The sequence below is a fragment of the Pseudarthrobacter sp. S6 genome, from assembly GCF_050156575.1.
Taxonomy (GTDB): Bacteria; Actinomycetota; Actinomycetes; order Actinomycetales; family Micrococcaceae; genus Arthrobacter.
This window is the reverse complement of sequence record NZ_CP189581.1, coordinates 2,437,100-2,450,953: the sequence shown is the minus strand read 5'-3', so window position 1 is coordinate 2,450,953 and position 13,854 is coordinate 2,437,100. Positions and strand designations below refer to the sequence as shown.

General features: G+C 66.8%; 14 protein-coding genes. 10 read left to right on the top strand and 4 right to left on the bottom strand.

Features of this window, described 5'->3' with window-relative positions:
* Nucleotides 1-16: 16 nt before the first annotated feature.
* Complete coding sequence (locus tag ACQCS0_RS11665; protein ID WP_193342937.1) at nt 17-277, bottom strand: hypothetical protein; 261 nt, start codon at nt 275-277, stop codon at nt 17-19.
* 96 nt (nt 278-373) lie between these two features.
* On the opposite strand from ACQCS0_RS11665, the gene ACQCS0_RS11660 reads away from it, so the two are divergent.
* Nucleotides 374-3,199: an ATP-dependent RNA helicase gene (locus ACQCS0_RS11660; RefSeq protein WP_426939780.1), complete on the top strand. Its 2,826-nt coding sequence runs from the start codon at nt 374-376 to the stop codon at nt 3,197-3,199.
* 151 nt (nt 3,200-3,350) lie between these two features.
* Entirely contained in the window at nt 3,351-3,503 is a 153-nt protein-coding gene (locus tag ACQCS0_RS11655) for a hypothetical protein (protein ID WP_354155875.1), read from the top strand.
* A gap of 24 nt (nt 3,504-3,527) precedes the next feature.
* Here the strand turns inward: ACQCS0_RS11655 and ACQCS0_RS11650 are convergent, their stop codons facing one another.
* Nucleotides 3,528-3,755, bottom strand: a complete 228-nt coding sequence (locus ACQCS0_RS11650; RefSeq protein WP_354155874.1) for a hypothetical protein — start codon at nt 3,753-3,755, stop codon at nt 3,528-3,530.
* Between the two features lie 141 nt (nt 3,756-3,896).
* Between ACQCS0_RS11650 and ACQCS0_RS11645 the strand changes: the two genes are divergently transcribed.
* Nucleotides 3,897-6,839, top strand: a complete 2,943-nt coding sequence (locus ACQCS0_RS11645; RefSeq protein WP_354155873.1) for an AAA family ATPase — start codon at nt 3,897-3,899, stop codon at nt 6,837-6,839.
* Here the strand turns inward: ACQCS0_RS11645 and ACQCS0_RS11640 are convergent.
* A complete protein-coding gene (locus ACQCS0_RS11640; RefSeq protein WP_354155872.1) occupies nt 6,820-7,497 on the bottom strand; it encodes an alpha/beta family hydrolase in 678 nt (225 codons plus the stop codon). The two genes, ACQCS0_RS11645 and ACQCS0_RS11640, sit on opposite strands and share 20 nt — an antisense overlap.
* A gap of 77 nt (nt 7,498-7,574) precedes the next feature.
* On the opposite strand from ACQCS0_RS11640, the gene ligD reads away from it, so the two are divergent.
* Nucleotides 7,575-8,597: a non-homologous end-joining DNA ligase gene (ligD, locus tag ACQCS0_RS11635; RefSeq protein ID WP_354155871.1), complete on the top strand. Its 1,023-nt coding sequence runs from the start codon at nt 7,575-7,577 to the stop codon at nt 8,595-8,597.
* 17 nt (nt 8,598-8,614) lie between these two features.
* Here the strand turns inward: ligD and ACQCS0_RS11630 are convergent, their stop codons facing one another.
* On the bottom strand, nt 8,615-9,235 hold the full coding sequence (locus tag ACQCS0_RS11630; protein ID WP_354155870.1) for an L-threonylcarbamoyladenylate synthase: 621 nt from the start codon (nt 9,233-9,235) through the stop codon (nt 8,615-8,617).
* 142 nt (nt 9,236-9,377) lie between these two features.
* Here ACQCS0_RS11630 and ACQCS0_RS11625 point away from each other — a divergent pair, with 142 nt between their 5' ends.
* The 6 genes from ACQCS0_RS11625 to ACQCS0_RS11600 all read left to right on the top strand — a co-directional run bounded on the left by ACQCS0_RS11625 (nt 9,378) and on the right by ACQCS0_RS11600 (nt 13,839).
* A complete protein-coding gene (locus tag ACQCS0_RS11625) occupies nt 9,378-10,133 on the top strand; it encodes a ZIP family zinc transporter (RefSeq protein ID WP_354155869.1) in 756 nt (251 codons plus the stop codon).
* 361 nt (nt 10,134-10,494) lie between these two features.
* On the top strand, nt 10,495-10,926 hold the full coding sequence (locus tag ACQCS0_RS11620) for a VOC family protein (RefSeq protein ID WP_354155868.1): 432 nt from the start codon (nt 10,495-10,497) through the stop codon (nt 10,924-10,926).
* 136 nt (nt 10,927-11,062) lie between these two features.
* Nucleotides 11,063-11,572, top strand: a complete 510-nt coding sequence (locus ACQCS0_RS11615; RefSeq protein ID WP_354155867.1) for an HAD domain-containing protein — start codon at nt 11,063-11,065, stop codon at nt 11,570-11,572.
* A gap of 153 nt (nt 11,573-11,725) precedes the next feature.
* A complete protein-coding gene (locus ACQCS0_RS11610) occupies nt 11,726-13,024 on the top strand; it encodes an inorganic phosphate transporter (protein ID WP_354155866.1) in 1,299 nt (432 codons plus the stop codon).
* The gene (locus ACQCS0_RS11605) at nt 13,021-13,242 is read left to right on the top strand and encodes a hypothetical protein (RefSeq protein ID WP_354155865.1); all 222 of its coding nucleotides are present in this window, start codon (nt 13,021-13,023) and stop codon (nt 13,240-13,242) included. The genes ACQCS0_RS11610 and ACQCS0_RS11605 overlap by 4 nt, the downstream gene beginning before the upstream one ends.
* A 39-nt stretch (nt 13,243-13,281) precedes the next feature.
* Entirely contained in the window at nt 13,282-13,839 is a 558-nt protein-coding gene (locus tag ACQCS0_RS11600) for a dihydrofolate reductase family protein (protein WP_354155864.1), read from the top strand.
* The last annotated feature ends 15 nt before the right edge of the window (nt 13,840-13,854 follow it).

Sequence of the window (13,854 nt, the reverse complement as noted above, 5' to 3'; positions counted from 1 at the left end):
GGGGCAGTGACCCGGGTTACTGCCCCATGCCGGGCTGAACGGGAACAAACTCGATGGTGGTTTGGACCTTTTTCTGCGGACCACGGGAAAAACCCTTGGCATCAAGCTGGTTTTGGGCGCGGTATAAGGCCAGGGCGTCGTCGTAGAGCTCGTTGAGCCGGCGGCCGGAGACCTCCTCCTGGGAGCCGTCGCTGAACGTGACAGTCACTGTGGCACTGGCGGGAAAGTGCCGCTTCATGCGGATGAAGCCTTCGGAGTCCTGCTGGAGATTGATCAAGGGAAATCCTGCTTTCATGGTCGACGACCTCCAGTCTGACCTATCCAGGGCGCACCTGCGCTGACGCCGGTGCGGGATTGCGGCGACAATGGACGGGTGACATTGCCAACCAACTCCGCCGCTGTCCCTGCGGAGACCTCTGCCGCCAGCACCTCTGCCGCGGGGACCTTTGATCTGGCGGCCATCGGTACCGGTCTGGCCTTTGCTGAATCGCTCGGGGAGTTGTCCTCCGTGCTGCACGCCGGCGGTGCAGCGGGCACGGCCGTGGTGCAGGCCCCGCCCGGCACCGGTAAGACCACGCTCGTCCCGCCGCTGCTGGCCAACCTTGCCACACCCGAAGGAAAGCCCCGGCGCGTGGTGGTCACCCAGCCCCGGCGCGTGGCCGCCCGCGCAGCTGCCCGGCGCCTGGCCGCCTTGGACGGCAGCCGGATCGGAGACCGCGTGGGGTACACCGTCCGCGGCGAACGCCAGGCCGGGCCCGCCACCCTGGTGGAATTTGTCACGCCGGGGATCCTGCTGCGGCGCCTGCTCGATGATCCCGGCCTGGAGAGCATCGACGCGGTCATCCTGGACGAGGTCCATGAACGCGGCCTCGAAACCGACCTGCTGCTGGGCATGCTCACCGAAGTGCGGCAGCTGCGCGGCGACCTCACCCTGGTGGCGATGTCCGCCACACTGGACGCGCCCCGCTTCGCCGCCCTGATCGGGGGCGCCGCCGGGAATGCGGGGACAAGACACCCCCTGACAGAAGACGCCGGGACCGCGGACGACGGCGGCGGGCCTGCTCCCGTCGTCGACTGCCCCTCAGCGCTGTACCCCCTGGAGGTGGAGTGGTTGCCCGCCGCCGTGGCGCGGCTGGACGACCGCGGGGTCACACGCGGGTTCCTGGACCACATTGCCGATACGGCCGCGCAGGCCCACTCGGCCGCGGTGGCGCAGGACGCGGGCACCGATGCGCTGGTGTTTGTCCCGGGCGCCTGGGAGGTGTCCTATGTGGCGGCCCGCCTCCGCGGCCGGGCGGCTCCGGGGACCGAGGTGCTGGAACTCCACGGCCAGGTCAGCCCAGCCGAGCAGGACCAGGCAGTGTCGGGGCGCCGGCCGGGCGGCCCTGCACGGATCATCGTGTCCACGGACCTGGCCGAGTCTTCCCTGACTGTCCCCGGCGTGCGTCTGGTGATCGACTCCGGGCTGACCCGTGAACCCCGCCGCGACGCAAACCGCGGCATGTCCGGACTGGTGACTGTTTCCTGCTCCCGGGCCTCCGCGGAGCAGCGCGCGGGCAGGGCCGCGCGGCAGGGTCCGGGCCGGGTGGTGCGCTGCTACGACCAGAGGACCTACGGTGCCGCCCCGGCGCATGTGACACCGGAGATTGCGGTCGCGGACCTGACCGGTGCTGCGCTGGTCCTGGCTTGCTGGGGATCACCGGGCGGCGCCGGGCTGGCGCTTCCGGATGCACCTCCCGCCGCGGCCATGGGCGAGGCTGGAGAGGTGCTGCGCGAACTCGGAGCCGTGGCCCGCGACGGGCAGGCCACACAGCTGGGGCGGACGCTGGCCAGGGTCCCCGCCGATCCCCGGCTGGCCCGGGCACTTCTCGGCGGCTCAGCGGCCGTAGGCCAGCGCGCCGCAGCGGAAGCAGTGGCCCTGGTGGCGGGGGACCAGCGGGCCCCGGGGGCCGATCTCACCCGGCTGCTGACAGTACTTCGCGCCGGGAAGGATCCCGCCGCCCGGCGCTGGGCGGAGGACGCCCGCCGGTTGGAGGCCATTGCGCGGAAGGAGGCCACCGCCGTCGGCCCGTCCGCCATCGCCTCCCTGGTGCGCACCGCGCCGGTGACTGCGGCAGAGGCGGTGGGCGTCGTCGTCGCGCTGGCGTTCCCGGACCGCGTGGCCCGGCTTGTCCCGGGGGATGGTCCGGCGCGGTACCTGCTGTCCTCCGGCACGCGCGCGGGGTTGCCGGCGGGCAGTCCGCTGGCCGGGCAGGAGTGGCTGGCCGTGGCGGAAGTTTCGCGCGCCGCCGGCCGGGATGCCGCCGGTACCGGCGCGGTGATCCGGTCCGCGGCGCCGCTGAGCGCCGATACCGCCGAGGCGGCCGCCGGGCAGCTCCTGACCGACACGGTGGAAGCGCAGTTCAGCCAGGGCCGGGTGAAGGCCAGGCGGGAACGCCGGCTGGGTGCCATCAGCCTGTCCTCCACCCCCGAACGCCCCTCCGCCGAGGACGGCCGTGCCGCTGTGGCCCGCGCTCTCGCCAAGGAGGGGCTGGGAACCATCGGATGGTCGACGGCGGCCGATGCGTTGCGTCGCCGCCTCGCCATTCTGCGCCGCGAACTGGGTGAGCCGTGGCCTGATGTTTCCGAACCCGCCCTGCTGGCCCGGCTGGACTCCTGGCTGGGTCCGGAGCTCGCGGCAATGGCAGGTGGCGCCGCCACCAGCAGCATCGACCTCACCGACCCCTTGCGGCGGCTGCTGCCCTGGCCCGAGGCGGTCCGTCTGGCGGAGCTGGCACCTGAGTCGCTGAAAGTGCCGAGCGGATCGATGGTGCGGATCGACTATCCCGACGTTTCGGACAATGCGGCGTCGGGCAGTGCCGGGTCAGTCGGTGCCGTGCCGGACATGGCAGGATCCGGGCACGCGGTACCCGGGCAGGCAGGCGCATACGACGGCGGCCGGCCTGTTGTCGCTGTCAAGCTGCAGGAGTGCTTCGGCTGGGCTGCGACGCCGCGGCTGGTGGACGGCAGGGTACCGGTCCTCTTCCACCTGCTCTCACCCGCGCGGCGGCCGCTGGCTGTGACGGATGACCTGGCGTCGTTCTGGTCCGGGCCCTACGCGCAGGTGCGGTCCGAGATGCGCGGCCGCTATCCCAGGCACCCCTGGCCGGAGGATCCCTGGACGGCTCAGCCGACTGCCCGGACCAAAGCCCGTATGTAGCACCTTCCCGTCCAGCGTTCTGCTTTTGGGTGCACAGGTGAGATGTCCGATACGTAGCCGAAACGTTGCGTCGACGCGCTGAAACATGGCGTAGTTAGGCTCATTCCTACGTGGACAACGTAGTCCGGCCCACCACACGAGAGGACGCAATATGTTGCTTTTGAGTAGCCTGAACCTCCTGTTTGACGCCGGCCACGGAGAGGACAACCGCCCGCACAACGGCGGAATCTGGAAGACCGATTTCCCCACCGGCCGGCTGACTTCCACCGCCTGGGAAGGCTGGTGGCACGAGGACGCCGCGTAGCCGACACAGCTGATCCCGAGCGCCTTACTGTTCGGGGATCCAGTACGGAGCCGGGACACCTGCTCCGGTGAAGTTATCGCAGCGGAGCAGCTGAGTGCCGATTCGGGTGAGCAGGCAGTTTTCGAAGCTGGGACGCCCATCAGAGGATGCGGAATCCATCCTGGCGCTTGCACCCGCATCGGGCCCGAGCGCAAGCAGGACCAGGGTGAGCAGAATACCTGCCCGTTGGGAAGGCTTGGTGGGCTTGTACATGGCAAATCCTTTCAAAGAATCCTTGGTCTGACACCTTCACCTTCCGTCGCCCATGCCTCGCACCACATCAGGCATGACCCCTTAAAAGCACACGGAGTACCCTCAGATCTGTACGCGCCTGCGGCAGGGGTGCAAGCTGGGATGGTGGCGACACCGTGGGATGCCGGCGGCCCGGAGTTGGTAGGACGGGAAGCGGACTTGGCGCAACTGACCGATGTCATCAGCGGTGTCTGCGCCGGCACAGCGAGGACGTTCATCGTTGCCGGGGACGCCGGTGTCGGGAAGAGCGCGCTGGTCAGCCGGGCGTGCGCGTCCGCTCCGCCAGAAGCGCTCATGCTGATGGGCGGGGCCCTGCCGCTGGCGTCCGTGGACGTCCCGTTCCTCGCCTTGAGATCAGCATTCCGTGCGGCAGCCAGCGGCGGCCAGGCACTGCTGCCGCCTGACATGTCCGGCGATGCGCGTCCGGATTTGCTGGTCCAGATCGATGAGTGGCTCACGGGGCAAAGCCGTTTGAGGCCGGTGTTCCTGGTAATCGACGATCTCCACTGGGCGGACCAGAGCACCCTCGATGTGCTGATGTACGTCCTGGCGGGTCCGAGTGACCGGCCGCTGGGTGTGATCGGGACTGTGCGGAGCAACGAAATCCGCCAGGGAGGGGGACTTCACCAGTGGCTCACCGACATCCGGCGGCTGCCCCGGGTCCGCGTGCACCCGCTGGGACCATTGGACCGGCCTGACACGGAGGCGCAGCTGAGCGGGCTCCTGGGCGTTCCCGCGCATCAGTCCCTTGTCAACGAGGTTTTCACCCGCTCGGCCGGAAACCCTTATCTGAACCTGCTGCTCGTCACGGGGCTGGAGGCCGGGGCCCGGCATTTGCCCCCAGGCTTCCCACCCGATCTGAAGTCGGCGGTCCTGCGCTCATGGCGTGGGCTCTCGGCCGGCGCCCGCGAGTTGACGCAGATCATGGCGCTTGGCGGCCGGGCGGCCGCCGCGATGGAACTGAGCGCGGTGGCTGGTTCCGCCGTCGAGGCCGATGGCGTGCGGCCGCTGCTGCGCTCGGCAGTGGAGTCAGGCCTGGTGGACCTTGCTCCGGACGGGACCTACTGGTTCCACCATCCGATCATCGCCGAAGCGCTGGAACAGGGGCTCGATGCAGGTGAACGGCGGCGCTGGCATTCGGCGTTCGCCGCCTTCTACGAGCGGCAGTTCGACGACGACACACCGCCCGAGGCCGGCGTCGTCGTATCCCTCGCCGATCACTACTATGCGGCGGGTAGAACGGCTGACGCCTACCGGTGGTCGCTTACGGCGGCAGGTCTGGCATCTGCGAACGGTGCACTCAGTGATGCCGTGCGGCTCCTGCGGCGATCCCTGCAACTGCGGGACGCCTTGCCTAGCGAAATGGAACGGCCGCGGGAGCTTTGGAACAGGCTCCGTGCCGCAGCCCGGGAATCCGGGGCATTACTCACCGAGCTCGAGGCCATCGAGGGGTTGCTCGCGTGCATCGACGCCTCGGCCGAACCGCTGGAAGTGTCCCACCTGATGGTGCGCCGCATGCATCTCCAGTTCTCCACGGGGCAAACCTTCCTTCCGATGGCCGACATCCGGGAAGCAGTCCGGCTGTCCGCCGCGGCGCCGGACAGCTGGCAGCACGCCCTCGCGTTAGCCGAACTGGTCCACGCGAGTATGCGGCATGACGAGCCTGCCCATGAGACTCAGTCACGGCAGGCGCTCGCCCTTGCCCGTGAGGCAGGCAATCACCTGGCACTTTCATACGCGCTGACCGCGGCGGCCATCGTAGCGAACCTGGCCAGCCGGTCCGCCGAGTCACGCAACCTGGCGGCCGAAGGAGCCCTGGAAGCGGTCCAGGCCCGCGATTTCTGGGCGTACGTGCATGCCACATACTGGACGGCCAACGCCCAGGGCCCTTGGACCAGCGAGGAGTACGCGGTCCTCCTGCGTCGGGCTCGGCAGGTAATGATGGAACAGGGGGCACCCCATACGTACATTGCCAAGATCGCGGCCGACGAAGCGGCCAGCTACCTGGCCGTCGGCGAATGGCGGCAGTGCCGGGCGGCCCTGCGGATCGCACTAAGCTTTGATCCGGGCCCAATGGGCGAAGTGAGCGTGCGGCTCACCGCTGCGCGGCTGGCACAGCTCCAAGGCAGGAACGTCGACGCCGGCATCCACCTCGACCGGGCTGACGAGCTGAACCACGTAAACCAGGAAAACTCCGCACGCCTCAATCTGGACTATGACGCCGTCCGTGCCGAAGTACTTGTGGCCGCGGGTCGGCCGAAACTGGCATTCGCAGCGGCAATGGCAGGGGCCACCGCCCCGGGGCCGCCACCCACGATGTGCGAGTGGCTGCTGCCGCTGGCTGCCCGTGCGCTCGCCGACCAGGCGCAGCTGGCCAGAGACGTGGGCCACCCCACTGTGGAACTGCTGGTTGCCGCCAAGGAACTCGAGGAACGCTTTCCCGGCGTCCTTCACGAACCCCCGGGCCAATCGGCGTTCTACTTCCGGCAAGTGGCGGCTTTCGAACTCCTTTACAGCACCGAACTGGGCAGGGTCCGGAACCAGCCGGGCAGCGCGGCAGCATGGGCACAAACAGCCGATGCCTTTCGTACGGCGCACCTGCCGTGGGAAGAGGCCTACGCCTGCAGGCGGGCCGTGGAAGCGCTGCTGCTGCAAGGGCACCATCGGAGTCCCAAGGCCGCAGAACTCCTCCGCCGGGGGCTGACTCTGGCGGCGGACCTTGAGGCGGCCCCCATCAGGGTGGCACTGGAACGCCTTGCCGCCCAAGCGAGGATTCCGGTGGCGCCGGTAACGCCCGGGCCGCAGCCCCACGAAGCCAGGCTGCCGGGACTGAGCCCAAGGGAGCAGGACATCCTGGAACATGTGATGGCCGGCAGGACCTACGGCGAAATTGCCCGGGGGTTGATGATCAGCGAGAAAACCGTCAGCTCGCACATCTCGAACCTTCTCCGGAAGACGGGCGCAGCCAACCGAGTGGACCTTGCGCGGCTGGCATCGGGGGAGAAATCAGTCAGTCATGGACGCATCAACCGTGGCTCCGCATGAACTCGACTACCTTCGGCGCCAGAGACGCTCCGATCTCTGCTGCATCGCGCTTCTTTCCTGCGACGGCGAAGGAGTGGTCACCGCCGTCGATCCAGTCAAGGACAGCGGATGAGCCGATCCGGGAGACCACACCGTCCAGCAGCTCCGTCGTCGCGAAGGTGTCGCGGGTGCCCTGCAGGAACAACATGGGGAGCGTTAGCCCGTAAAGGTGCTCGTCGCGGAGCTTTTCCGGCTTGCCGGGCGGGTGGAGGGGATAGCCAAGATAGACGAGTCCGGCACTTTCCATTCCCTCGGCGACGGCCATGGACGCCATCCGGCCACCAAACGACTTACCGGCAGCCCACACCGGTCCGCTATCACCGTGCTCGGTTCCTCGCCGCGTTGCTTCCTGCATGGCAGCGCGCCAGGCGGCGATGGCTGCGGGCGGCCGGTCCGGGAATTTCCGGCCGGCCTCGCGGTAGGGGAAGTTGAAGCGCAAGGTGGCAACGCCGTCGTCGTTCAATGTCCGGGTGAACCCGATCAGGAAGGGGTGCTCCATGCCCGCCCCGGCCCCGTGCGCCACCACCAGGGTCCCAAAGGGGCTGTCCGGGCGGGCGTAAACGCCGGAGACCTCAACGTCGCCGACCGGGAAGGTGACAGGGAATTCAGCAACGGCCATAGGTCCATGATGCCGGATCACCGGCGGCCACGCGCCGAGGTACAGACGCCGCGCGCGGCGCAGGGTAGGTTGTCCCCATGGCGAGCGAACAGACCACCCTCACTGTCCCGGGACCGCACGGCGAGCGCGAGATGCGTGTTTCCAGCCCCAGCAGGGTGCTCTGGCCGGAGCTCGGTCTGACCAAGCTGGACCTGGCACGATACATGGTGGATGTGGGGGAGGCGTTCATTGCTGCGAACGGTGACCGACCCGTGGCGCTGCAGAGGTACTCGGACAACGTCGAGGGGGACCAGTTCTTCTCCAAGAACCCGCCCAAGGGAACCCCGGATTTCATCCGGTCGGTGAAGGTGACGTTTCCTAGCGCACGCTCGCACCCCATGCTGGTCCTGGACGAACCCGCCGCGGCTGTATGGGCGGTCCAGATGAATACGGTGGTGTTCCATCCGTGGCCGTCGAATACAGAAAACACCGACAACCCTGACCAGCTCAGGATCGATCTTGACCCCCAGCCGGGCACGGACTTCGACGACGCCATCCCGGCCGCCCTGGCGCTGAAGGACGTGCTGGGGGAGGCCGGGTTGGAAACGTTCATCAAGACATCGGGGAACCGCGGCCTGCACGTCTACGCTCCCATCGCGCCCAACCATGAATTCCTGGACGTCCGCCACGCGGTGATTGCCGCGGCCCGCGAGCTGGAGCGGCGGATGCCGGACAAGGTGACCACGGCCTGGTGGAAGGAGGAACGCGGCGAGAAGGTGTTCCTGGACTTCAACCAGGCGAACCGCGACCGGACCATCGCCGGCGCGTACAGCCCCCGCGCGCTGGCCCATGCGCCCGTCTCCTGCCCGCTCAGCTGGGACGAACTGGGCAGCGCGGATCCCAAGAACTTCACCATGCTGACGGTCCCCGAGCGGCTAAGGACCGTGGGAGATCCCTGGGCAGGCATGAACGGGCATCCGGGAACTATCGACGTGCTGTTGGGCTGGTGGGAGCGGGACCTCAAGGCCGGCCTCGGCGAGCTGCCCTTCCCCCCGGACTACCCGAAGATGCCTGGTGAGCCCATGCGGGTACAGCCGAGCCGGGCGCGCAAGCAGGACTGAGTCTGTTTGAGCCCGGTCTACTCGAACCGGGACGGGTCCCCGGTGCCGCGACGCACCACTTCGGCCACGCCGCTGGAATAGTCGATCACCGTGGTGGGCTCGGCCCCGCAGTCGCCGGAATCGATGACGGCGTCCACAGCGTATTCAAGGCGTTCCTTGATTTCCCAGCCCTGGGTCAACGGGTCTTCCTCGTCCGGGAGCAGCAGGGTGCTGGAGAGCAGCGGCTCCCCAAGCTCGGCCAGCAGCGCTTGGACCACCCGGTTGTCCGGGATCCGCACGCCCACCGTCTTTTTCTTCGGGTGCAGCAGCCGGCGCGGCACTTCCTTTGTGGCAGGCAGGATAAACGTGTAGCTGCCGGGCGTGACGGCCTTAATGGCGCGGAAGACATCGTTGCCGATGTTCACGAACTGGCCCAGCTGGGCGAAATCCTTGCATACCAGCGTGAAGTGGTGCTTGTCATCGAGCTTGCGGATATTCCGGATCCGGTCCAGCGCATCCTTGTTGCCCAGCTGGGCGCCGAGGGCGTAACAGGAGTCCGTAGGGTAGGCGATCAGCCCGCCGTCGAGCACGATTTTCACGGCCTGCGTGATGGCGCGGGGCTGGGGATCCTGGGGGTGAACATCAAAGTATCTGGCCATGCCCCTGAGCCTACGACAATTGCCGCCCCTGCCAGTAGACAGGCACGGTTCCGTGCGTACGAGGCCGAAGGCGTATAGGTTCAGGGCGTACAGGTTCAGTCAGTCCGGTGAGTCCCGGGCGGACAAAACGAAAGGTGGCAGCATGCCGATGTGGCTTCAGGCGTTGATGTGGGGAACCGTGGCCGGTGCCGCACTGGTGTTGGGGGCGGCCGCGTCGTGGAAATGGGCCATACCGTCCAAACTTGTCTCCACGATCATGTCCTTTGGGGCGGGCGTGCTGATTTCGGCCCTGGCGTTCGAGCTCGTCGGCGAGGCGGTTGAGGGAGGAGGCCTGTGGCCAACGGTGACCGGTTTCCTGTCCGGCTCCGTGGTCTACGTCGGAGTAAACATGCTCCTGAACCGGGCCGGCGCAAAACACCGCAAACGCTCGGGCGGCCAGCAACCGTCGGAACAGGAGCGCCCCGGCAGCGGCACGGCCATCGCCTTCGGCGCCCTCCTCGACGGGATCCCGGAGTCGGTAGTTCTCGGCGTCGGACTCATCACCGCGGGATCGGTCAGCCCGGCCATGCTTGTGGCCGTGTTTATCTCCAACGTTCCCGAGGGTCTGTCCGGTACTGCGGGGATGAAAAAGGCAGGCCGCAGTACCGGATACATTTTTGGGGTGTGGGGAGGCATTGCCGTGTTGTCCGGGCTCGCCTCGCTGATCGGGTTCGTGGCGTTGGAGAACGCGCCGGACGTCGTCGTAGCCTTCATTACCGCGATCGCGGCGGGCGGGATCCTGGCGATGCTCGCCGACACCATGATCCCCGAAGCGTTCGAGGAGCATCACAACCTCACGGGACTGACCGCTTCCGTAGGGTTCCTGACGGCCTTCACAGTCCACCAGCTCGGGGGGTGAGCTCCCGGCGTCGTCAACGGTCAGCCCACATGCACCCACGGCCGCTTGGTGACATCCGGTTCGGCTTCGCGCAGGATCTCGCGTGTCACGGGAGCAATCTCGCCTTCGCGGTGGACTTGGCTCGGCGGCAGGTTACGAGGGAGGGGAACGTCGTCAGGCTGACGCCGACCGAATGGAACATCCTGGAACTCCTGGTCCGGAACCCTCCGCGGTTGGTGACCCAGCAGCAGGGGTACCGGTTTTTGCACTGAACCCGACAGGAAATCAGGGTCCCATAACCCTATGAACGCGGTTGGAAGTGCGGCAGGATGTTGACTGTTTCCGAGTCCGTTTCACGTCCGCACCACAAGGAGAACCGGCCATGCCAACGACGCTCAACCCCTACCTTGGCTTCCGCGAGAACGCCCGGGAGGCGATGACCTTCTATCAGTCAGTGTTTGGCGGTGACCTGGCCCTCAGCACGTTCGGGGAGTTCCACGCCAGCGAAGATCCGGCGGAAGCCAACAAGATCATGCACGGCATTCTGACGGCCAGCAACGGCCTGGTTCTAATGGGGGCTGACACGCCCAACGGCATGGACCTAGCGAGCGGCAGCTCCATTTCGGTTTCCGTCAGCGGCGACGACGAACCTGAACTGCGCGGCTACTGGGACAAGCTGACCGCCGACGGCGGCACTGTCACCGTTCCGCTCGAACGGGCGCCCTGGGGCGACATCTTCGGCATGTGCACCGACCGGTTCGGTACTGCCTGGCTGGTCAACGTCAACAACCCGCAGGCAGCTCCCGCGCCGTAGGTGCTGCTTCAAGCCAGACTGCAGGCGCTTCGTCCAGGAATCCTTTAGGAGGGCTGCACCCAATGCAACGATTGCTGTGTGCAGCCCTCAACCAGCTACTGCCCAGGCCCGGTCTGCCGGCGTAAGGGAGTGCGATATGCGGAACATCACCCTGTACCTGGACGTCGACGGCGTGGTGTGCCCGTTCGGAGCAACGGGCGATACACCGTGGGGTACCGGCTGGCGCCTTGCGAATGCCGGTCTGCTCGAAGTGGCTTATGCTGGCCAGCTGGTTGACGGGCTGAACCAACTTTCCCGCGCGCCGGGAGTCCGCTTTGTGTGGCTCACCAGCTGGGAGGACATGGCCGCGGAGTACCTGTGTCCGGCTATCGGTCTGGCCGGCAGCCGCTGGCCCTGCCTGACGGCGGAGGGCGGCGGAACGGGGGAGGGTTGGTGGAAGCTGGCCGCCCTCCAAGAGGACCTGGCGGCCAGCGACCCGGATGGCATCGTGTGGATCGACGACCAACTCCGGTATGAAGAGCAAGCAATGGGCTGGGCCGCTTTCCTGGGCCCGCGGATCCTGACCGTGTCGCCTGACCCCCGCCGGGGAATTTCTCCGGCCGAGCTGGCCGCCGTCAGCGCGTTTGCCACCAAGCAGCTGTTTTGACCTGATGCCAGGGGCGCGTACGATCGATAAGGTTTCAACCCGGCTCTGTTAACACCGCAGGTCATTCCACGTGAACTGCAGGTGAACTACGCTGTGCAGGGCAGGCGGGGGTAATGGAACTGCTGAACGTCGTCTCTGCAGATTGGGCAACAGGTGGACATCACCTTTATGGTGGCGCTGGTCATCGGACTGGCACTATTTTTTGACTTCACTAACGGCTTCCACGACACCGCCAACGCGATGGCTACGCCCATCGCCACCGGTGCCATTAAACCGAAGACGGCAGTGACCCTCGCCGCAATCCTGAACCTGGTTGGTGCCTTCCTTTCAACGGAAGTGGCCAAAACAGTCTCCGGCGGCATCATCCGGGAAGGCTCCGACGGTGTCCCGATCACCCCGGAAATTATTTTCGCCGGGCTTATGGGCGCCATCCTCTGGAACATGATCACCTGGCTCAAAGGCCTGCCGTCCAGCTCATCCCATGCGTTGTTCGGCGGGCTGATCGGCGCGGCCATCGCCGGCATCGGTTTTAATTCCGTGAACCTGGAAACGTTACTCCAAAAGGTTATCCTGCCGGCGATCTTCGCCCCTCTCATTGCCGGCCTTGTGGCGTACCTTTGCACCCGGCTCGCCTATGCGCTGACATCCCGGCACGATCCTGACACCGGCAGCAAGCTGACACAGAAGCGCGGCGGGTTCCGCACCGGCCAGATCTTCACTTCCAGCCTCGTGGCGCTGGCCCACGGAACCAACGACGCCCAGAAGACCATGGGCATTATCACCCTGGTGCTGATTTCCGCCGGCACCCAGGCCCCGGGCTCGGGCCCGCAGTTCTGGGTCATCACCGCGTGCGCCCTGGCCATCGCTGTTGGCACCTACACAGGCGGCTGGCGCATCATCCGGACCATGGGCTCCGGGCTCACCGAGGTCAAGCCCGCCCAGGGCTTCGCGGCCGAGACCAGCACCGCTTCAGCCATCCTGGCTTCCTCCCACCTGGGATTCGCCCTCTCCACCACGCAGGTGGCATCCGGCTCCGTGATCGGGTCCGGCATGGGCCGCAAAGGAACCACGGTGCGCTGGAACATGGTGGGCAAGATCGCCCTGGGCTGGCTGTTCACGCTTCCTGCTGCCGGTATTGTGGGCGCGCTGACCGCGCTGGTCGTGAAGACGGGCGTGGTGGGTGTGGCGATTGCCGCCGTCGCCGGCACCGCGGCGGTGCTGTTTATGTTCGTCTACTCCCGCAAGTCGTCGGTGGGCCACCACAATGCCGTGGAAGTCGAAGAAGCGGGCCACGCCGTCCGCTTCGCCCAGAAGAAAGCCCTCGCCCGGGCCCGTGCCAAGGCGAGCCGGCAGAAGGATGCCGCCATGGCAGACCAGCAGAAGGATGCCGCCAAGGCAGACCAGCAGAAGGACGCCGCCAAGGCGGACCAGCAGAAGGATGCGCAGCTATGAAGTGGTTGGAACTCTTGACCGTGGCCGGCACCACCCTGGTGTCCGCAGTAACGGTGGTGGTCCTGTATTCGCTGGGCGTGCGGCTGACGGCCATCGCCGGCGACGCCGAGCAGGCCTCACCCCGCGCCAAGCGCTACTTCGCCTACACCTGCTTTGGCCTCTGCGGCCTGGCTGTGCTTTTCGGGCTCTACCTGATCATTCCTTACTTCAGCAAGTAGCCCTTCAGCCCGTCCACACCGCAGCGCTACTCTGGTTCCATGTCCAGGATCCAGTATTTCGTCGCGGCCTCCATCGACGGCTTCATTGCCACCACGAAGGATGACCTGGCTTGGCTCCTCGAATTCGACGGCTTCGAGGGCGGCAAGGAAAGCTACGAAAACTTCATGGCCGCCGTCGGCTGCATTGTTATGGGCGGCGAGACATTCGCCTGGCTGATGGAGCACGAACCCGACAACTGGCCGTACCCTTCCACACCCTGCTATGTGTTTACCCGGCACGAACACGTGGCCCCGGCCGGCACGGACATCACGTTCGTCCGCGGACCCGTCCAGGAGTTCATCCAGGACTTCAAGGATCACGCCGGTGAGAAGAACGTATGGGTGGTGGGCGGCGGCAACCTCGCTGCGCAATTCGCCGATGCCGGGCTGCTGGACGAACTCATCCTGTCGGTCACCCCGGTCGTCCTGGGCGAGGGGAAGCGGCTGCTCCCTTTGAAAGGCCCGACGACGCCGCTGGAGTTGACGGCGTCCCGCACCATGGGGCGGGGGATCGTGGAGTTGCGTTACACCCTGGCAGCCCCGGATCCGACCCGCTAGCGGCCTGACTGCCTC